At 67.2% G+C, this 19,071-nt stretch carries 16 protein-coding genes and 1 pseudogene; 8 read left to right on the plus strand and 9 right to left on the minus strand.

The annotated features are described in order from the left end of the window. Positions 1-10: 10 nt before the first annotated feature. Positions 11-1,138, minus strand: a complete 1,128-nt coding sequence (locus NWF34_RS13370; RefSeq protein ID WP_024499454.1) for an NDMA-dependent alcohol dehydrogenase — start codon at positions 1,136-1,138, stop codon at positions 11-13. Between the two features lie 233 nt (positions 1,139-1,371). Here NWF34_RS13370 and NWF34_RS13375 point away from each other — a divergent pair, with 233 nt between their 5' ends. Next, positions 1,372-3,501, plus strand: coding sequence for an MMPL family transporter (locus NWF34_RS13375; RefSeq protein ID WP_258325283.1), 2,130 nt, complete (start codon positions 1,372-1,374; stop codon positions 3,499-3,501). 101 nt (positions 3,502-3,602) lie between these two features. After that, the gene (locus tag NWF34_RS13380) at positions 3,603-4,559 is read left to right on the plus strand and encodes a R2-like ligand-binding oxidase (protein WP_258325284.1); all 957 of its coding nucleotides are present in this window, start codon (positions 3,603-3,605) and stop codon (positions 4,557-4,559) included. A gap of 252 nt (positions 4,560-4,811) precedes the next feature. Here the strand turns inward: NWF34_RS13380 and NWF34_RS13385 are convergent, their stop codons facing one another. The 5 genes and pseudogenes from NWF34_RS13385 to NWF34_RS13405 form a co-directional block, all read right to left on the minus strand. Then, positions 4,812-5,423 (minus strand): ABC transporter ATP-binding protein, encoded by a 612-nt coding sequence (locus NWF34_RS13385; RefSeq protein ID WP_096274798.1) that lies wholly within the window; start codon positions 5,421-5,423, stop codon positions 4,812-4,814. A gap of 272 nt (positions 5,424-5,695) precedes the next feature. After that, positions 5,696-6,328, minus strand: a pseudogene (locus tag NWF34_RS13390) (ATP-binding cassette domain-containing protein); the annotation flags it as partial. Beyond that, entirely contained in the window at positions 6,325-7,191 is an 867-nt protein-coding gene (locus NWF34_RS13395; protein ID WP_096274799.1) for an ABC transporter permease, read from the minus strand. The gene NWF34_RS13395 and the pseudogene NWF34_RS13390, both read right to left, overlap by 4 nt. Continuing rightward, entirely contained in the window at positions 7,188-8,264 is a 1,077-nt protein-coding gene (locus NWF34_RS13400; RefSeq protein ID WP_096275040.1) for an ABC transporter permease, read from the minus strand. The genes NWF34_RS13395 and NWF34_RS13400 overlap by 4 nt, the downstream gene beginning before the upstream one ends. After that, entirely contained in the window at positions 8,261-9,880 is a 1,620-nt protein-coding gene (locus tag NWF34_RS13405) for an ABC transporter substrate-binding protein (RefSeq protein WP_191834603.1), read from the minus strand. The genes NWF34_RS13400 and NWF34_RS13405 overlap by 4 nt, the downstream gene beginning before the upstream one ends. A 94-nt stretch (positions 9,881-9,974) precedes the next feature. On the opposite strand from NWF34_RS13405, the gene NWF34_RS13410 reads away from it, so the two are divergent. Together NWF34_RS13410 and NWF34_RS13415 are read left to right on the plus strand one after the other, a co-directional pair. Continuing rightward, positions 9,975-10,295: a helix-turn-helix transcriptional regulator gene (locus tag NWF34_RS13410; protein ID WP_096274800.1), complete on the plus strand. Its 321-nt coding sequence runs from the start codon at positions 9,975-9,977 to the stop codon at positions 10,293-10,295. A 32-nt stretch (positions 10,296-10,327) separates the two neighbouring features. Beyond that, on the plus strand, positions 10,328-11,185 hold the full coding sequence (locus NWF34_RS13415; RefSeq protein ID WP_191834604.1) for an alpha/beta fold hydrolase: 858 nt from the start codon (positions 10,328-10,330) through the stop codon (positions 11,183-11,185). 104 nt (positions 11,186-11,289) lie between these two features. On the opposite strand, the gene NWF34_RS13420 is transcribed toward NWF34_RS13415, so the two are convergent. Next, positions 11,290-11,469 (minus strand): type IV toxin-antitoxin system AbiEi family antitoxin domain-containing protein, encoded by a 180-nt coding sequence (locus NWF34_RS13420; RefSeq protein WP_096274802.1) that lies wholly within the window; start codon positions 11,467-11,469, stop codon positions 11,290-11,292. A 383-nt stretch (positions 11,470-11,852) separates the two neighbouring features. On the opposite strand from NWF34_RS13420, the gene NWF34_RS13425 reads away from it, so the two are divergent. After that, positions 11,853-12,527, plus strand: a complete 675-nt coding sequence (locus NWF34_RS13425) for a slipin family protein (protein WP_096274803.1) — start codon at positions 11,853-11,855, stop codon at positions 12,525-12,527. A 177-nt stretch (positions 12,528-12,704) separates the two neighbouring features. Here the strand turns inward: NWF34_RS13425 and NWF34_RS13430 are convergent, their stop codons facing one another. Then, positions 12,705-14,879: a 3-hydroxyacyl-CoA dehydrogenase NAD-binding domain-containing protein gene (locus NWF34_RS13430; protein ID WP_096274804.1), complete on the minus strand. Its 2,175-nt coding sequence runs from the start codon at positions 14,877-14,879 to the stop codon at positions 12,705-12,707. A 39-nt stretch (positions 14,880-14,918) separates the two neighbouring features. Further along, positions 14,919-16,130, minus strand: a complete 1,212-nt coding sequence (locus NWF34_RS13435; RefSeq protein WP_096274805.1) for an acetyl-CoA C-acetyltransferase — start codon at positions 16,128-16,130, stop codon at positions 14,919-14,921. Between the two features lie 129 nt (positions 16,131-16,259). Here NWF34_RS13435 and NWF34_RS13440 point away from each other — a divergent pair, with 129 nt between their 5' ends. The 3 genes from NWF34_RS13440 to NWF34_RS13450 all read left to right on the plus strand — a co-directional run bounded on the left by NWF34_RS13440 (position 16,260) and on the right by NWF34_RS13450 (position 19,031). Continuing rightward, positions 16,260-17,429 carry a TetR/AcrR family transcriptional regulator gene (locus NWF34_RS13440; protein WP_035760660.1) on the plus strand — a complete coding sequence of 390 codons (1,170 nt, stop codon included), beginning with the start codon at positions 16,260-16,262 and terminating at the stop codon, positions 17,427-17,429. Between the two features lie 87 nt (positions 17,430-17,516). Next, a complete protein-coding gene (locus tag NWF34_RS13445; protein WP_096274806.1) occupies positions 17,517-18,476 on the plus strand; it encodes an adenylate/guanylate cyclase domain-containing protein in 960 nt (319 codons plus the stop codon). A 159-nt stretch (positions 18,477-18,635) separates the two neighbouring features. After that, positions 18,636-19,031: a hypothetical protein gene (locus NWF34_RS13450; protein ID WP_024499446.1), complete on the plus strand. Its 396-nt coding sequence runs from the start codon at positions 18,636-18,638 to the stop codon at positions 19,029-19,031. Positions 19,032-19,071 lie beyond the last annotated feature (40 nt).

Here is a 19,071-nt window from a genome sequence, read left to right on the forward strand (position 1 = left end):
GCCGGAGCGATCAGTAATCGTCGTCGCCGTAGACGATCATGCCGCGAATGTTGTTGCCCGCGAGCATGTCGTCGTAGGCCTCGTTGATCTGATCGAGCCGGTAGGTCTTGGTCACCAGATCGTCGAGATTCAGCTTGCCGGCACGGTACTCGTTGAGCAGCGCCGGCACCTGGGTCCGGGGGCTGGCACCACCGAAGATCGCGCCCTGCACCCGCTTCTGCAGCAGGGTGAGCTCGAAGAGGTTCATCTGCGCGTCCATCGACGCGAAGTTGCCCATGCCCACCACGACGACCTGTCCGCCCTTGCCGGTCAGGGCCAGTGCGGGCGCGATCATCGAGCCGTCGATCTCACCGACGGTGAGGATCGTCGTGTTGGCCATCCTGCCCCAGGTGATGTCGCCGATGGCCTCGGCCGCCGCCTCCATCGACGGGAAGGTGTGCGTCGCACCGAGTTTCTCGGCCATCTGCAGCTTGAAGGGCACGGGGTCGACCGCGATGACGTGGCGTGCACCGGCCGCCGCGGCGCCCTGGACCGCGTTGATGCCCACACCGCCGATGCCGACCACGACGACGGTGTCGCCGGCATGCGTCCCGCCGATCTCGACCGCGGAGCCCCAGCCGGTCGCGACACCACACCCGAGGAGCGCCGCCGCCTGGAGCGGGATGTCGTCCTCGATCTTCACCAGCGAGGCCTGATTCACGGTGATGTAGGGCGCGAAGGTCCCGAGCATGCACATCTGGACGAGCGGAAGTCCGTCATGGGTGTGCGCACGGTTGGTGTCGTCGGCGATCGAGAGGCCGGTCAGCAGCCGTGCACCCTCGTCGCAGATGTTCTGCTGCCCTCGCGAACACGGCTCGCAGGTCCCGCAGGCCGGGATGAACGCGGTGACGACGTGGTCGCCTTCCTTGAGGTTGGTGACGCCCGGGCCGACCTTGGTCACCACGCCGGCACCCTCGTGACCACCCAGAACCGGCATCGGGGCGGGGCTGTCGCCGGTGCGGAGGTGATGGTCGCTGTGGCACAGGCCCGAGCTGACAAGCTTGACCTGGACCTCGCCCGCCACCGGATCGCCGAGCTCGAACTCCTCGATCTGCCACTTCTCACCCGGATTACGGAGAACTGCACCCTTGGTCTTCACATGTGCTCCTTGCTCGTGCCGCCCCGGAACAGGGCGTTAGATATCGCCGTCTGCTTATGCGACGTACATCACATGGTGGTCCAAGACCGCGGTCGCCGCAGCTATTTCACGTGATCCGTCTCGCGCGTTCGCACGACGGCCATCCGACCTGCGGCCCGCTCCGAACCGGTTGCATGCGACCGTCCTCGAGCCCTTCGTCGGCACGTGAGAGCAACACGTGGAACGATGGCCCCATGCCGGACAAGACCGATTCGAGTCCCCGTCCCACCCGCAAGCTCCGCTGGCTGATCCCCGCCCTTCTACTCCTCGCCTGGTTGATCATCGGCGGGATCACGGGCCCCTTCGCCGGCAAGCTCGCGAGCGTCGCGAGCAACGACAGCAGTTCCTTCCTCCCGGCGTCGGCGGAGTCCACGCAGGTCCAGAACCTCCTCGCCGACTTCCAGGACACCGACGAGATCCCCGGCATCGTCATCGCCGAACGCTCGGGCGGAATCACCCCCGGCGACCTCGAGTTCCTGCGCACCACCACCTCCGAGGTGGCCGGTCAGCCCGGATTCGGATCGGCGGTCTCGCCGCCGATCCCGTCGCAGGACGGTCGGGCCGCGCAGGTCTTCGTCCCGATCGACAGCGCCGGCGAACCCGCCGACACCGTGGAGATCCTGCGCGACAAGCTGGCCGACGCGCCGGACGGTCTGACCGTCGCGGTCACCGGCCCCGCCGGCCAGGTCGCCGACCTCGGGGAGGCCTTCGCCGGAATCGACGGCCTGCTGCTGCTGGTCGCGGGCGCCGTGGTGATCCTGATCCTGATCGTCGTCTACCGCAGCCCGATCCTGCCGTTCGTGGTCCTCATCTCCGCGGTCTTCGCCCTCGGACTCGCGTCGGGCCTCGTCTACTTCCTGACCAAGCAGGGCGTTCTCGACCTCAACGGTCAGAGCCAGGGCATCCTGTTCATCCTGGTCTTCGGCGCGGCCACCGACTACGCACTGCTGCTCGTATCCCGATATCGGGAGGAGTTGATCGCGACCGAGGACAAGTACGCGGCGCTCCGGCAGGCCTGGCGCGCCACGATCGAGCCGGTCGCCGCGTCGGCGGGCACCGTCATCGCCGGTGTCCTCTGTCTGTTGCTGTCCGACCTGAACTCCAACAAGAGCCTCGGCCCGGTCGCCGCGATCGGTATTCTCGCGTCCTTCCTGGCGTCGATGACGTTCCTCCCCGCCGCACTCGCGCTCCTCGGCCGGACCGCGTTCTGGCCGCTGCGCCCCCGGTACGCCCCGCAGACCTCGGTCGACAGCGGTGCCACCCACCGCCTGTGGAAGCGCATCGCCGACACGGTCGCGTCCAAGCCGCGCGCCATCTGGGCCGGCACCCTGATCCTCCTGCTCATCGGCGCGGCATTCGCCCCGACCTTCAAGGCCGACGGCATCGCGTCGACCGACTTCTTCATGGGCTCGGTCGAGTCCGTGGAGGGCGCCGAGATCCAGGCGAAACACTTCGACGCCGGTAGCGGTACGCCCACCTACGTCATCGCCGATCAGGGCGCAGGCACCGCCGTACTCGACGCGGTCCGCGCGACCGACGGTGTCGCCGGCGCCGAACTGATCAACGAAGGCGGCGCGCCGATGGTCCGCGACGGCAAGGTCGCCGTCACCGCCACGCTGACCGACAATGCGGAGTCGCTCCCCGCCCAGGACACCGTCGCCGACATCCGTTCGGCGGTCGACCAGGTCCCGAACGCGAACGCCCTGGTCGGCGGCACCACCGCCATCGATCTCGACACTCGCGAGACGTCCATCCACGACCGCAACCTGATCATCCCGATCGTGCTGATCGTCGTGTTCCTGGTCCTGGTGGCGCTGCTGCGCAGCGTCCTCGCGCCCGCGATCCTGCTCGCGACAACCGTGCTGTCGTTCGCGACGACGCTGGGTGTGGCCGCGCTGCTGTTCAACGGTCCGTTCGGCTTCCCCGGCGCCGACCCGGTGGTCCCGCTGTTCGCCTTCGTGTTCCTCGTGGCGCTCGGCATCGACTACAACATCTTCCTGATGACCCGGGTGCGCGAGGAAGCGCTCCGACACGGCACCCGCATCGGCATGATCCGCGGGCTCACCGCGACCGGCGGCGTCATCACCTCGGCCGGAGTCGTGCTGGCGGCGACCTTCGCGGCCCTCGCCGTGATCCCACTCCTGTTCCTGGTACAGGTGGCCTTCCTGGTGGCGTTCGGCGTCCTCGTCGACACCCTCATCGTGCGTACGCTCCTGGTTCCAGCACTGACCCTGGACATCGGACGCAAGATCTGGTGGCCGAGCGCGCTCGCAAAACGGGAAGAAGAGGAAACGACACCGGAATCCGTCCTCGACAGGGCGTAAAATCAGCTGTGACAAGCGAATTCACTGATTCCAACACCGCTGGCACGGTAACGCGTTAGCGTCAGGTATTCGCATTCTCACGTCGGTTGGCTGGTGATCTCATGACCCTTATCGAACACAAGGAAGAGGGCCGCCAGGACTTCTCGTCACTGCGGCAGGGCGGTCTCAACTGGGACTCGTTTCCATTGCGACTCTTCGTCAAAGGGAACTCCCGGTTCTGGGATCCGGTGGCGATCGACTTCTCCCGGGACGCGCAGGACTGGGTGGAGCTGAACGACGAACAACGGCGCAGCGCAACCTATCTGGTGAGTCAGTTCATCGCCGGCGAGGAGGCGGTGACCGAGGACATCCAGCCGTTCATGAAGGCGATGGCGACCGAGGGACGCTTCGGTGACGAGATGTACCTGACACAGTTCTGTTTCGAGGAGGCCAAACACACCCAGGTGTTCCGGATGTGGATGGACTCCGTCGGACTGACCGGCGACCTCCAGCCCTTCGTCGCCGACAATCCCTTCTATCGCCGTTTGTTTTACGAGGAGTTGCCGGCGTCTTTACACGCCCTCGAACACGACGCGTCGCCGCGCAACCAGATCCGCGCGAGCGTCACCTACAACCACGTCATCGAGGGCAGCCTGGCACTGACCGGCTATCACGCCTGGCAGAAGGTCTGTACGCGCTTCGACATCTTCCCCGGCATGCAGAAGCTGATCCGGTTCATCAGTGACGACGAGCGGCGCCACATGGCATGGGGCACCTTCACCTGCCGCCGCCACGTCGCCGCCGACGACTCGCTGTGGGCCGCCGTCGGCGAGCGCATGGATGAACTCCTCCCCTTGGCGCTCGGCATGATCGACTGGGTCAACCAGCAGTTCGACGAGCAACCCTTCGGGCTCGACAACAACGAGTTCCTGACCTACGCCGCCGACCGCGCCCAGCGCCGGCTCTCCGCGATCGAGTCCGCCCGCGGACGCTCGGTCGCCGACATCGACGTCGACTACTCCCCAGAAATCCTCGAGGACGCCATGGGCGAGGACGATGCGGCGCGGTTGCAGATGTGACCCCGCCCCCGCCGGCTGAGCCGGCACCGAGCGCAGCGAGGCGCCCCACCCCGACGGCTGAGCCGGCACCGAGCGCAGCGAGGCGCCGCGTCGAAGCCCCCCACCCCGCCGGCTGAGCCGGCACCGAGCGAAGCGAGGCGCCCCACCCCGCCGGCTGAGCCGGCACCGAGCGCAGCGAGGCGCCGCGTCGAAGCCCCCCACCCCGCCGGCTGAGCCGGCACCGAGCGCAGCGAGGCGCCGCGTCGAAGCCCCCTACCGCACGTCCAGATCGACGACGTCACGACACCGCGCGTCGACGAGCCGCCGCTGGTGGCTGACCAGCACCATGCCGGCACCGTCGTCGACGAGCGCCTGAAGCAGCCCGATGACCGCCCGCGCCGACAGTGGATCGAGCATCGCGGTCGGTTCGTCGCACAGCACGAACCGCGGCGCCTGCACCAGCAGGCGGCCGACGCAGGCCCGTTGCAGCTGACCGTCGGAGACCTGTGATGGGAAGCGGTCGAGGAGTGCGGGGTCGAGACCCACGCGTCCGGCGACCGCCTCGATGTCACAGTTGCGTCGCGCGATCGTGGCGGGTTCCGCGACGATCCTGCGCAACGTCCAGCGCGGATTGGTGACCAGGCGGGGATGCTGGGCGATCAGTCCGATGGTTCCCGGCCGAAGTTCCACACCGCGCTGCTCGACGGTGCCGGCCGCGGGTGCGGTGAGTCCGGCGAGGATGCGCAGAAGCGTCGTCTTGCCGCTGCCCGACTGGCCGACGATCCCGAGGACGGATCCCGCGTCGACGGAGACGTCGACGCCGGTGAACACCTCCCGGCTCCCGAACCGGGCGGTCAGGCCGTGCCCGAGCAGCGTCGCCGTCATGAGACGGGCTCGAAGAATTCGGCGACGTACGGCTCTGACGAACGGAGAACCTCGGCAGCTGGACCTTCTTCGACGATCCGTCCGGCCCGCATGACTGCGACTCGGTCGGCACCCCCCTGCCGGCTGAGCCGGTCCCGAGCGAAGCGAGGCACCGCCCCCTGCCGGCTGAGCCGGTCCCGAGCGAAGCGAGGCACCGCCCCCTGCCGGCTGAGCCGGTCCCGAGCGAAGCGAGGCACCGCGTCGAAGCCCCCCACCCCCCGCCGGCCCCCGACCATCGTGTCCACGTCATGAGTGATCACCAGCACCGCGGCGCCGCGTCGTGCGGTGTCCGCCAGGAGTCCCCAGATCGCGGCTGCGAGGTCGGGGTCAAGCGCAGAGGTCGGCTCGTCGGCAACGAGGATCGCGGGGTCGCCGGCGATGGCTGCGGCGATCGCGGCGCGCTGGGCCATCCCGCCGGACAGTTCGTGCGGGTAGAGCCGCAGAGCGTCGGGATCGAGGTGGACCGCCCGGCACAGCTCGACGGCGTCGCGCGTGCCGCCGAGCCCGCTGATCACCTCGTCGAGCTGTGACCCGAGCGTGCGCACCGGGGTGAACGAGGTGGCCGCCGACTGCGGCACCAGCCCCACTCGACGTCCACGCAGCGTCCGCCAGCGTGGGTCGCGACCGGCGACCTCGACGTCGAGGAAATCATCGTCCCCGAGCGACACCCGGCCGGTCACTGACGATCCGGGCGGGAGCAGCCCACACAGCGCAGCGGCAACCATCGACTTCCCGCACCCGGATTCGCCGACGAGAGCGGTCATCGCGCCGGCAGGTAGATCCAGGGTGACGTCATCGAGCACCCGGACCGGTTCGCGGCGTCGAACGGCGACATCGACCGTGAGGCCGTCGAGACGAGCACTCATCGCCAGACCTCCCCGGTCGGAGGCGAGGTGGCGCGGCGCAGCGAGCCCGCAGCTGCCGAGCAGGCGAGCGCGGTGACCATGAGTGCGAGACCGGGGACCACGAGCGTCCACCAGGCGCCGGTGAGGACGTCACCGCGCGCCTGCCCGAGGAGGGTGCCGAGGCTCGCGGCGTCCGGGGAGAGACCGACGCCCAGGAACGACAGAGTGGTCTCGTGCCACACCGCATGCGGGAGTAGCACAGTCAGCGCGACCAGTACTTGACCGGAGACCGCGGGCATGAGGTGCCGGGTCGCGATGAACGTTCGCGAGGCGCCGGCGAGCCGCGCGGTCTCCACCCAACCGGCCGACGTCGCCTCCAGCAGCTCCGCCCTGACCACCCGAGCGACGGCCGGCCAGTGGGTCAGCGCGATCGAGACGATGATCGCAAGAGGTTCGCCGCGCCACATCGCGGCGATCACCACGCCGACGACGAGATGCGGAAGCGCGTTGACGCCGTCCACGACGCGCATGACGATCGCGTCGACCCACCCGCCTGCCGTCACCGACGCGATACCGACGACGACGCCGAGGACGGTGGCGAGTATCGCGCAGGCGAGTGCGATGACCAACGAGATCCGCAGGCCCTCCGCGGTGCGGACCCCGAGGCCGTATCCGGAATGGTCGGTGCCCAGGAGGCTACCGTCGCCGGGGGCGCGCAAAGCCTGTGCGAAGTCGGCGGTCTGTTCCTCAGCGATGAGAGGCCACCCGATTGCGAGCGCGCCGATGACGCCGAGGACGATCCAGGGGGCAGCGGCCTTGATTCGGTCGGTCGCTGCGGCCCAACGACTCTCGTCGCGCATCGCCGGAGGCGAGATCGCGGTCATGCCCGCAACCCGATCCGCGGATCGATCGACACCGCAGCTGCATCCGACAACGCCGATCCGATCAGAACGAGGACAGCCGATCCGACGGCCAGCGGCGCGAGGAGGGAGAAGTCAAGTGCCACCGCCGAATCGACGAGCGCCTCGGCGAGACCCGGCCAGCCGAACACGGTTTCGACGATCGCGGCGCCGGCGATGAGTTCGGGCAACCGTGTCCCGAGCAGGGCCAGCGTGGGCAACACCGAGACCGGCACGATGTGTCCCCGCAGCAAGGTCCATCCACCTACCCCTCGGGCGCGCGCTCCCCGGACCGCGTCGGACGCCGCGGCATCGACGACCGCCGAACGCATCGTCAGCAGCAGCCACGGGATCATGGAGATCGTCAGCGCCAGATAGGGCAGCACCGCGTGGGTGAGCAGTCCGTCGACCGAATAGTCGTCACCCGGCCGTCGTGCGCCCGATGTCGGTAACCACCCGAGCCCCACCGCGAACATGCTGACCAGCACGAGCGACACCACGAACGGCGGGGTCGCGGCGAGCATCGCGGCCAGCGTCGTGCAGGCGCGGTCGAGGATCCCGCCGCGCCGCATGCCGACGACCGCCCCCAGCGCGATGGCGACGACCGCGGCAGATATAAACGCCGCCAACGACATTCCCAGGCTGAACGGAAGACGTTGGCCGATCAGTTCTGCCACCGGCTGACGCATGGTCGACGACCATCCCAGATCTCCCTGAAACACCGCGACCCACCACTTCCACCAGGCCGCGAACCAGTGGTCGTCGAGTCCGTAGGCCTGCGTGACGGCATCCCGCTGCGCTTGCGTCGCCGACTGGTAGTTGTCGCCGAGGTGCGCCGTCAGCGGATCGAACGGCGACGCCGCGGCGACGGCGAACACTCCAAGCGACACGAGCAACACCGTCGGGACCATCACCAGGATTCGACGTCCGAGGAGTCGGACGGCAGTCCGGGACCGGGTGCGCCGTCGCGCGTGTTCGCCAGTGCCGGAGGGATTCTCCGCGGCGGGACGCGAGGCGCCCGAAAGCCCTGCGGTGTCCGCTCGGATCTGCGTGGTCACGACGTCGGAGTCCAGGACGGCAGATTCCACCAGGGTCCCCAGGTCACGCCGTGCGAGTGGGGTTCGAGAATCGGCGCATCGTGCGCCCACCCCGCGCTTCGTGCGACATAGGCGTGGTGAACGAAGGCGAGGAAGACCTGTGACGGCTGGTCGGCATAGATCTGCTGGATGCGACGGTACCGTTCGTCGTTCTCCGGACCCGGCGCCGATTCGCGTGCGGCGTCCAGTAATTCGTCGAGTCCGGGTGCGGTGAAGTCACCCGGATTGGAGTAGGGCGACGAACCCGGCACCCGGGTGTGCAGGGCGTCGTAGACCTGGGAATCGATGCTGTACGGGGTGGCACCGCCGCCGAGAAGCGCGGCAGCCGAGCCCATCTTGGTGTCGATCTCGTCCCAGCTGGTGCCTCGCGTCAACACTTCGACGCCGATCTGCTTCATCGACGCCGCGAACGCCACCGCCAGGTCACGACGCAGGGTGTCCTCGGCGTTGTAGAGGAGCACGAAGGATGCGCGGACGCCGTCACGGACACGGACGCCGTCGGAACCGGGTCGCCAGCCCGCATCGTCGAGGATCGACGCGGCTCGGGAGCGGTCGTAGGCGAATTGGGCGTCGGGGTTGTAGGCGTCTCCGTAGACTTTCGCGATCGGTGTGCCGGCCGGTTCACCCTTGCCCACGAGGACGTCCTCCACGATCGACGTCCGGTCGACGCCGATGTTCATCGCCAGCCGCGCGGAAGGGTCTGCGGTGAAGTCGTTTTCGGCCGGCAGCGACACGCCCCGCCAGTCAGCCGTCGCCACCACGGCGACGTCGACACCGGACCCGTCGGCGAACGCGTCGGCCAGTCGCGGCGGGAGGCTCGCCCCGTCGGCCTCACCCGTCTGCACCCGCTGCGCGCGAGAATTGTCGTCGGGTACATGCGTATAGACGATCTTGCGCACCGACGGAGCGTCGCCGGCTCGGTCGTCGCGAGCGACGAGGACCGCTTGGTCGGGGTCGAGGGATTCGAGGCGGTAGGGGCCGGTCCCGACGGGTTCGGTGTTGATCGCCCACTGCGCAGCAGGCGTTGCCTCCACTTTCTCCGACGGGACGATACCCACGAGCAGGTACGGCGAGGGATCGGCATCGGTGTTCATGGTCAGTCTGATCGTGTGCGGCCCATCGGCTTCGACCGTGACAATGGGGGCGAAGTCGGTCGAGATACCCGACGCGACCTTCGGGTCGACGGCCGCGCGATAGGTCGCGACCACGTCGGCCGAGTCGAAGGCACTGCCGTCGGAGAAGGTGACACCGTCCTTGAGCTCTAGCCGCCACGTGCGGGGTGCGACGCGCTCGGGCTTCGACGCGGCCAGTGCGGGCACGAGATCGGGGATGCGGTCGTCACCGTCGGCGGCCGGAACCAGCAGCCCGTCGTAGATCGGCGACACACCGAGCTGACCGTAGCCGAGCATCGGGTTGAACAGCCCGAGCTCCTGGCTTTCGGCGAGCACGATCTGATCCGACGCCGGAGCGCTCTGCCCGCCGCCGCAACCCGCGAGAACGAATCCGGCGAGCAGCGTAGCGGTGACCGAGACGGTCACCGGCCGTCCGAGCAGCCGACGTCTCACATGTGTCGTCATCGACATATGTTCGCACAGACACACGTCGGTCGCATCCGACCCCGAGCTGTTGGTGTATATCGGGAGGGTGGCACAAGCAGGAAGAGGGGTTCCGGTGACCGACTTCGACGCGGACTCGTGGGCCGCGCGTTTCACCCTGCTCAGCGACCCGACCCGACTCCGCCTCGTTGCCGAGATGCACGCCCACCCGGGCTCGACGGTCGCCGAACTCGCGGCGGCCATCGGGATCACCGAGAATGCCGCCTCCCAGTCGATTCGCGCCCTGCGCGCCCAGGGATGGGTGCGATCGGAGAAGGTCGGCCGAACGGTCCACTACGAGGTCGTCGGCGACGCGATCGTCCATCGAATCCTGCACGACATCATCGGCGTCGGACACATATCCCCCGGTCACGAGCACAATCACCAACACCCGTGACAACGGATTAGAACACGTTCTAATCTGGTGGCGTGGATGTCTCCTACGAAGCGACCAAACGGGAACTGACGACCGACCAGGGCACCCTGCGCTACCACGAGGCGGGTGACGCCGACGCGCCGCCGCTGATCCTGCTGCACGGATCGGGTCCCGGTGTCACCGGTTGGCGCAACTACCGCGGCAATCTCGGCCATTTCGCGCAGACACACCACTGCTACGTGATCGAGTTCCCCGGTTTCGGCGTCAGCGACGCGGTCGAGGGTCACCCCGTCCTCACCGCCGGCGGCTCGGTCATCCGGTTCATGGATGCGCTCGCCATCGACAAGGCCCCCATGATCGGCAACTCCATGGGTGGCGTCGTCGGCGTCAACCTGGCGATCAAGAAGCCCGACCGCGTCGAGAAGCTCGTCACCATCGGCGGCGTCGGCCCGAATGTGTTCAGCCCCAGTCCCAGCGAGGGCCTGCGACTCCTCCAGGAGTTCACCGACGCGCCGGAGAAAGACAAGTTGGTGCGGTGGCTCAACTCGATGGTCTTCGACCGCTCGCTGGTCACCGAGGAGCTCATCGAGGAACGCTGGGAAGCCGCCATCAATCCGGATGCCCAGAAGACCGCCCAGATGATGTACGGCTCCGCGGCTTTCGAGATGCAGCAGCAGTTCATGGCCGCCTCCGACACGCCGCCGTACTGGGCGTCGATGCACAAGGTCGCCTGCCCTACGCTGCTCACCTGGGGCCGCGACGACCGAGTCAGCCCGCCCGACATGGCGATGGTCCCCATGCGTCTCATCCCCGACGCCGAGCTCCACATCTTCCCGAAGTGCGGGCACTGGGTGATGATCGAGGCCAAGGAGGCCTTCGAGGCCACGGTCACCTCCTTCCTCTCCCGCTGACCCCTCATTCCCGCTGCATCATTCCCCTCCCGCCGAGCCGTTTCCCTTCCGCCTGTCAGATCCACCAAGCGGGAGGGAAACGGCTCCGCGTAAGGATCTTTCATTCATCGGTCCGCGTTCCGCGACCACAGCAGGTATCCGTACGCGAGAGCGAAGATCCCCGGCCCCAATTGCACAAGGTGGTTCTGCGACACCGCGTGGTCGAGGTCCTGATCGGTGAAACCTGCGCGCAGCGCATCGTCGCGTGCGATCAGACCGCTTCGGTCTGCCGGTATGAGGGTCATGCGCACTTAGACGCATCACGGCGTCGAACGGTTCCCCACCAGCCCACCGAATAATCCGTTGCCCCTGCGTCTCCCCACTGGCATAGTTCCCGTTCGGCACGAGGACCAGCAGGCCGGAGCGGGATACCGCGACGCGTCCCTGCGCGTCGGAATCCTCGCGTCTACTTGATGGCAAAGGGTCTTTTCAACCCATTCAGGTTCGAGTCCTGATCACGGCACCGCTCCCGGGATCACGGGTTCGGCCGGTCCTGTGGTCGTCACGGTGAGTCGTACGCGAATCGACGGAGCACGATCCCACCGGTCGGCCCGCCCGCGAGCGGTGTCGCCAATACAACCACATACGTCCCGACAAACATTGCGACGCAACGGAAAGGAGGATCGCCATGATTTTCTACAACGAGATCACCGTCCCACCGGGTCATACGGTGCTGGCCTACCGGGGTACCGAGGTCCAGTCCCTGGGAACCGGCCGTCACCAGATCCCCAAGCCCGACTCGACGGTGACCGTCGACCTGCGCGACCGACTTATTCCCGTTGCGCCGCAGGAGATCCTCACCTCGGACTCGATCTCGATCCGGGTGTCGATGTCGTTGCGCGCCCGCGTGATCGATGCACGGGCGTTCGTCGAGCGGGCGGCCGACCCGATCGGCGCGGTCTACCTGGCCGCGCAGATCGCGCTGCGCCGGGTCTGCGCCAACGTCCCGTCGGAGGATCTGATCCGACGCGGCGATGCCGTCGACGTCGGTCCCATCCGTGCGGCCGCCGCCGAGGTCGCCGCCACCGTCGGTGTCGAGGTGCTCGATGTCGCCATTCGGGACATCATCGTGCCGTCCGAGATCCGCAGTGCCGCACTCGAGGTGATCACCGCCAGGACCCGCGGCCTGGCGAAGCTCGAGGCAGCCCGGGCCGAGACGGCATCCCTGCGGGCACTCGCGAATGCGGGCCGTCTGCTCGACGCCCATCCGGCACTGGCGCAACTGCGGCTCATCGAGGCGGTACCCTACGGCGCCCGCGTCGTGCTCAGCGTCGGCGGTACCGAGGTGCCCTCGGAGGATTGAGCCTTCGCGCGGAGGCGTTTCCGTCCCGCTTATTGAGCTCAATTGGCGGGACGGAAGCCTGTACGCGGGGGAAAACCAAGAGCCCCGGCCGGAATGAATCCGGCCGGGGCTCCTGCGTGAGAGATCAGCTACCCGCTCCCTGAGGTGCGAGGAGCGGTAGCGACGAGCCTCGAAGCGTCAGTACTTCTCGCCCTTCGCGGCCTTCTCGACCAGCGAGGCCGGCGGCTCGAAGTGCTTGCCGTACTTCGAGGCGAGGTCGCGTGCGCGATCGACGAAGCCCTGCAGGCCACCCTCGTACCCGTTGATGTACTGGATGACACCACCGGTCCACGCGGGGAAGCCGATACCGAAGATCGAGCCGATGTTGGCGTCCGGAACGGAGGTGAGAACTCCTTCGTCGAAGCACTTCACGGTCTCGAGGGCCTCGGCGAAGAGCATGCGCTCCTTCATGTCCTCGAGCGGGATCTCCGTGGTGCCCGACTTGAACTGCTCACGCAGACCCGGCCAGAGCTGGGTGCGCTTGCCGTTCTCGTCGTAGTCGTAGAAGCCCTTGCCGTCCTTCTTGGCGGTGCGGCCGTTCTCGACCATCCAGTCGACGACGGCGTTCGAGCCGTGCTGCGGAACTTCCTTGCCCTCGGCCTTGAGCGCTGCCTCGGTCTCCTTGCGGATCTTCTGCGGCAGGGTCAGGGTCAGCTCGTCCATGAGCTGCAGCGGCGCGGCCGGGTAACCGGCCTGGGTGCCCGCATGCTCGATGAACGCCGGCTCGATGCCTTCGCCGACGGCCGCGATGGCCTCGTTGACGAAGGTGCCGATGACGCGGCTGGTGAAGAAGCCACGGCTGTCGTTCACCACGATCGGGGTCTTGCGGATCTGCAGCGTGTAGTCGATGACCTTGGCCAGCACCGCATCCGAGGTCTTCTCACCCTTGATGATCTCGACCAGCGGCATCTTGTCGACCGGCGAGAAGAAGTGGATTCCGATGAAGTCCTCGGAACGCTTCACACCCTCGGCGAGGATGGTGATCGGCAGGGTCGAGGTGTTGGAGCCCAGGACGGCGTCGGGCTCGACGATGTCCTCGATCTCCTGGAACACCTTGTGCTTCACCTCGACCGACTCGAAGGCGGCCTCGATGACGAGGTCCACGCCCTTGAAGTCGGCGGCGTCGACGGTCGGGTGGATGCGGGCGAGCAGCGCGTCGCTCTTCTCCTGCGTGGTCTTGCCCTTGGCGACGGCCTTCGCCTCGAGCTTCTCCGAGTAACCCTTACCGCGCTTGGCAGCTTCGAGGTCGATGTCCTTGAGGACGACCTCCATGCCGGCCTTGGCCGACACGTAAGCGATTGCGGCACCCATCATTCCGGCGCCGATGACGCCGACCTTCTTGGCGGTGAACTTCTCGTAACCCTCGGGACGCGAGCCGCCACCGTTGATGTGCTGCAGGTCGAAGAAGAACGCCTTGATCATGTTCTGTGCGACCTGGCCGGTGACCAGCGAGACGAAGTAGCGGGTCTCGATGATGTCGGCGGTGTCGACGTCGACGTAGGCACCCTCGACCGCTGCGGCCAGGATGGCCGGCGGCGCCGGCATGTTCGCGCCCTTGAGCTGCTTGCGGAGCAGGGCCGGAAGCGCCGGGAGGTTCGCGGCGAAAGCCGGGTTGGTGGGAGCACCGCCCGGGATCTTGTAGCCCTTGACGTCGAACGGCTGCTGAGCCTCGGGGTTCTCCTTGATCCATGCCTTGGCGGCGGGGATCAGTTCCTCGATGGAGCCGACGACCTCGTCGACCAGACCGGTCTCCTTGGCCTTGGTCGCGTTGAAGCGCTGGCCCTGGAGCAGGACGCCCATGAGGGCGTTCTGGATACCGAGCAGGCGGACGGTGCGGACGACGCCACCGCCACCGGGGAGCAGGCCGAGCGTGACCTCGGGCAGACCGATCTGGACACCCTTGACGTCCGCGGCGATGCGGTAGTGGGTGTGCAGCGCGATCTCCAGGCCGCCACCGAGCGCGGCTCCGTTGATGGCCGCGACGACGGGCTTGCCCAGGGTCTCCAGACGACGCAGCACCTTCTTCATGCCGTTGGTGGTCTCGGTGATCTGGGTGGCGATCTCGGCCTTGGAGACGTCCGAGCGGTCGCTCGTCATGTCCTTGAGGTCGCCGCCGGCGAAAAAGGTCTTCTTCGCCGAGGTCAGGACGACACCGGTGATGTCGTCCTTCTCCGCCTCCAGGCGATCGACGGTCGCAGCCATCGACTCCTGGTACAGCGCGTTCATGGTGTTGGCGCCCTGGTTGGGGTCGTCCATGGTCAGGATGACGACGCCATCGGCGTCCTTCTCCCAGTTGATCATGTTGTCACTCATGGTGTTTCGCAGAGTTCTTTCTCGTGAAGTGGGAGGGGGTCAGAGACGCTCGATGATGGTCGCGACGCCCATGCCGCCACCGATACAAAGAGTGATCAGGCCGTAGCGGCCGCCGGTGCGCTCGAGCTCGTCGAGGCAGGTGCCGTAGATCATCGCGCCGGTGGCACCGAGCGGGTGCCCCATGGCGATCGCGCCACCGTTGATGTTGACCTTCTCGTGCGGGACCTTCAGATCCTTCATCCACTTCATGACGACCGACGCGAAGGCCTCGTTCAGCTCGAAGACGTCGATGTCGTCGATGGTCAGGCCGGCCTTCTTCAGTGCCAGCTCGGTGGCCGGGGTCGGGCCGGTGAGCATGATGGTGGGCTCGCTGCCGACCTCGGCGAAGGAGACGACGCGAGCACGCGGGGTGAGGCCGTTGCGCTTGCCGGCCGCCTCGCTGCCGACGAGCACGAGGCCCGAACCGTCGACGATGCCGGAGCTGTTGCCACCGGTGTGGACGTGGTTGATCTTCTCGACGCTCGGGTACTTCATCAGCGCGACGTCGTCGAAGCCGGCCATGTCCGCGAGGGCGGCGAAGGCGGGCTTCAGCTTGCCGAGGCTCTCGACGGTCGAGCCCGGACGACGGTGCTCGTCGTGGTCGAGGATGGTGACGCCGTTGATGTCCTTGACGGGCACCACGGACTTGGCGAAGTAGCCACTCGCCCAGGCCTTCTCAGCACGAGCCTGCGACTCGGCGGCATACCCGTCGATATCCTCGCGCGAGAATCCCTCCATGGTGGCGATGAGGTCGGCACCGATGCCCTGGGGGACGATGTAGTGGTCGTAGGCGGTCGCGGGGTCGGTGAAGAGCGCTCCGCCGTCGCTGCCCATCGGGACGCGCGACATCGACTCGACACCGCCGGCAATGACCAGGTCGTCGAAGCCGGAGGCGACCTTGGCCGCGGCGAGGTTGGTGGCTTCCAGGCCGGAGGCGCAGAAGCGGTTGACCTGAGTACCGGGGACGCTCTCGGGGAGGCCGCTGTTGAGGGCCGCGGTGCGTGCGATGACCGCACCCTGCTCGCCGACCGGCGAGACGACACCGAGGATGACGTCGTTGACATCGGCGGGATCGAGACCGCCGTGGCGGGCCAGGAGCTCGTCGATCAGACCCGAGACCAGGTCGACCGGCTTGACGCTGTGCAGCGCACCGCCGCGCTGCTTGCCACGAGGCGTACGGATCGCCTCGTAGATGAATGCTTGATCAGGCACGAAAGTGTTCCTTTCACACGAACCACCAGTTGGTTACCCACCGAGGCTAACGCGGAATCACTTATTTGGCTATACCCCATGGTCAACGACTCTCGCTCATCGGCGAATGTGCGCTATGGTCTGTTCACCATGCCTGACCGTAAAACAACCCGCACCAAGGGCGCCGACCGCAAGCGACAGCTCGTCGATTCCGCGGCGGCGCTCTTCGTCCAGCGTGGCTACGCACAGGTGTCGGTGGCCGATATCGCCCGCGCAGCCGGGGTCACCGCACCGTCGGTGTACAGGCATTTCGACGACAAGCAGTCCCTTCTCGAGCAGGCCGTCCTCGCCGGCGTCGACGACCTCGAGGACTGCACCGATCGCGCCCTCAGGCACGGGAACGACGCCGCGACGCTGATCTCGACGGTGTGCGCGCTCGCGGTCAAGAGTCCGCAGACGGCATCGCTCTGGCGCTGGACGAGCAACTACCTGACCGTCGACCAGAACAAGCAGGTCGCGCTCCGCACCCGCGAGGTGATCGGGCAGTGGGCGGCCGCGATCCTCACCGGCCGCGACGACCTGACCGAACGCGAGGCGGTCCAGCTCGCATGGGCGATCCTGAGTGTCAGCGGCAGCCTGACCGTCCATCACACCCGGATGTCCAGCGTTCGTGCCCGCGAAGAGATCGAGAAGCTGGTCCGACGCCTGCTGGCGCTGAGTCCGTCGACCGCGCCGCCACTCGACACGACACCGGTCGTCACCGGTGTCACGCGGTCACGCCGCGACGAGATCCTCGACGCCGCGGCCGCACTGTTCGCCGATCGCGGTTATTCCGATGTCGGCGTCGACGAGATCGGGGGCGCCGTCGGCATCGCGGGACCCAGTGTGTACAAACACTTTCCGTCGAAAATGGCGATCCTGGTGGCCATCGGTCACCGCAGTGGCGCCCGCCTCGAGGCCGGGGTGATGGCGGCGTACGGTGCAACCAACGACCCGGCGAAACTCTTGGCCGCACTCGTTGATTCCTACGTCGACGTCATCACCAGCACGCCCGACCTCTCGGTCAGCTTCAACAACTCGTCGGTGCTCGCCGGGCAACCCAGCGCGACCGACCTGCTGGACATTCAGCGGCGTTACGTCGCGCGGTGGACCGATCTGCTCGTCGAGGTGGACCCGTCACTCAAGCGCGACCAGGGCGCGGTGGCCGTCCACGCGGCACTGTCGATCGTCAACGACGCGGTGCGGATGCGTCGGGGAGCCCAGAGCCCCCAATTCGCCGCGCGGATGGCGTATCTCATGAAGGGCGTGCTCGCCATCTGACCCGCCGGACCCATGGCGTCGGGTTGCGCAGGCGCATCCTGCACCCAATGAGCCTCCCCCGGCCGCACAGTGCGAGACACTGTCTCCATGCCGGAAGACTCACGCTCCCTCGCCGGAGACGACCGCGGACCGTCCGTCGCCGATGTCAACGAGCCCCGCTACACGCGCGACGAGCTGATCGCACAGTTGGGCATCAAACCCGAGTTCGCCGAAAAAGCCTGGAATGCGTTCGGTTTCGTGCGCCGATCCACCGATGACAAAGTCGCCACCGAGAGCGACGTCGCCGCGTTGCGCGTGTTCGCCGCGTCGTCGGGCGCCATGCCCGAGGCCACGCAGATCGCGATGGCGCGGGCGATCGGCCAGACGATGTCCCGGCTGGCCGATTGGCAGGCCGATCAGCTCCGGGAGATCGCCGACGACCCGGACACCCCGTGGGATCTCGACCAGATGAGCGCGGCACTGGGTCAGGTCCAGCAGCTGATCTGGCGACGCCACATGGCGCTCGCCCTCGAACGTCACGTGGAGCATTCGGCGGATGAACAGTTCGACCTGATCGTCGGGTTCGCCGACATCGTCGGTTACACGAGCCTCTCGCGGCGGATCGACCTGACCGACCTCGAGGCTCTCCTCGGTTCGTTCGAGGACGACACGTTCGACGTCGTCGTCGATCACGGCGGTCGCGTCGTCAAGACGCTGGGCGACGCGGTGATGTTCACGTTCGAGGACGCGCATGCTGCCGCCGCTGCGGCCATCCGCATCCACGAGTTGTCCGAGAACGATCACCTGCCACCGCTCCGCGTCGGACTCGCACGCGGACCCGTGCTGACCCGACTCGGCGACGTCTTCGGTGAACCCGTCAACATCGCGTCCCGCCTGGCCGGGTCCGCCCGTCCGGGAACAACTCTCATCGACGACACCATCGCCGACGAGATCAGCGCCGACGACCGGTTCTATCTCAAATCGATGCCCTCACTGCGGGTCCGGGGTTACAAGCACCTCAAGGCCCGCGTCCTCGAAGCACATCGCGACGGCCCCCTGAACGACTGACCAGCAGACGTCAGTTCGACCGGCAGACTTCGATCGGGATCTGGCAGTCGGGAATGAGGTCCGGCCCTGGGTTGTGGACAGCGATCTGCGACTCTGCCCCTGCCGATCTACCCTGGCACCAATACATCTATGGTTGTTTGCGATATCAACGGGGGATTTGTGTCGGACTTGGTTGTCGATCCAGCAGCACTCGATACCGCTGCAACGGACGTCGCGAACTGCGCATCACGGCTGATGGCGCTCGAGTTAACGTCGTACGCGGGCCTCGAAGGGACGTCTTCGACCTTCGGTGAACTGGCCGGCAACTTCAAGGGTGCAACGAGTGACATGTCCGTGGTCGCAGCCAGCGCCGATCACGATATCGCCTCGTCGCTGGCTCACCTGTCCGGCGCGGTGTCCGCATGCTCCGAAATGGTGCTCGACGCCAAGGAAACCACCGTTGCCACAGACGATCAGAGTGCGGGCCGGATCAGGGACGCAGTCCCCTACCCCACTCGTCAAGGCGACCAGACACACCACGTCGTTCCGCTCAGCGTTCTGTTGTCGGTGCAGTAAGCCCTATGCCACCGAGTTACAACGAGGTGACCTCGTGGAA

Origin of the sequence: Gordonia sp. GONU (assembly GCF_024733855.1) — a bacterium.
GTDB lineage: Bacteria > Actinomycetota > Actinomycetes > Mycobacteriales > Mycobacteriaceae > Gordonia > Gordonia amicalis.

Coding starts and splice junctions, on each gene's coding strand:
- NWF34_RS13375 (WP_258325283.1), top strand. CDS start 1,372: ATGCCGGACAAGACCGATTCGAGTCCCCGTCCCACCCGCAAGCTCCGC.
- NWF34_RS13380 (WP_258325284.1), top strand. CDS start 3,603: ATGACCCTTATCGAACACAAGGAAGAGGGCCGCCAGGACTTCTCGTCA.
- NWF34_RS13385 (WP_096274798.1), bottom strand. CDS start 5,423: ATGACGGCGACGCTGCTCGGGCACGGCCTGACCGCCCGGTTCGGGAGC.
- NWF34_RS13395 (WP_096274799.1), bottom strand. CDS start 7,191: ATGACCGCGATCTCGCCTCCGGCGATGCGCGACGAGAGTCGTTGGGCC.
- NWF34_RS13405 (WP_191834603.1), bottom strand. CDS start 9,880: ATGACGACACATGTGAGACGTCGGCTGCTCGGACGGCCGGTGACCGTC.
- NWF34_RS13420 (WP_096274802.1), bottom strand. CDS start 11,469: ATGACCCTCATACCGGCAGACCGAAGCGGTCTGATCGCACGCGACGAT.
- NWF34_RS13425 (WP_096274803.1), top strand. CDS start 11,853: ATGATTTTCTACAACGAGATCACCGTCCCACCGGGTCATACGGTGCTG.
- NWF34_RS13430 (WP_096274804.1), bottom strand. CDS start 14,879: ATGAGTGACAACATGATCAACTGGGAGAAGGACGCCGATGGCGTCGTC.
- NWF34_RS13440 (WP_035760660.1), top strand. CDS start 16,260: ATGCCTGACCGTAAAACAACCCGCACCAAGGGCGCCGACCGCAAGCGA.
- NWF34_RS13445 (WP_096274806.1), top strand. CDS start 17,517: ATGCCGGAAGACTCACGCTCCCTCGCCGGAGACGACCGCGGACCGTCC.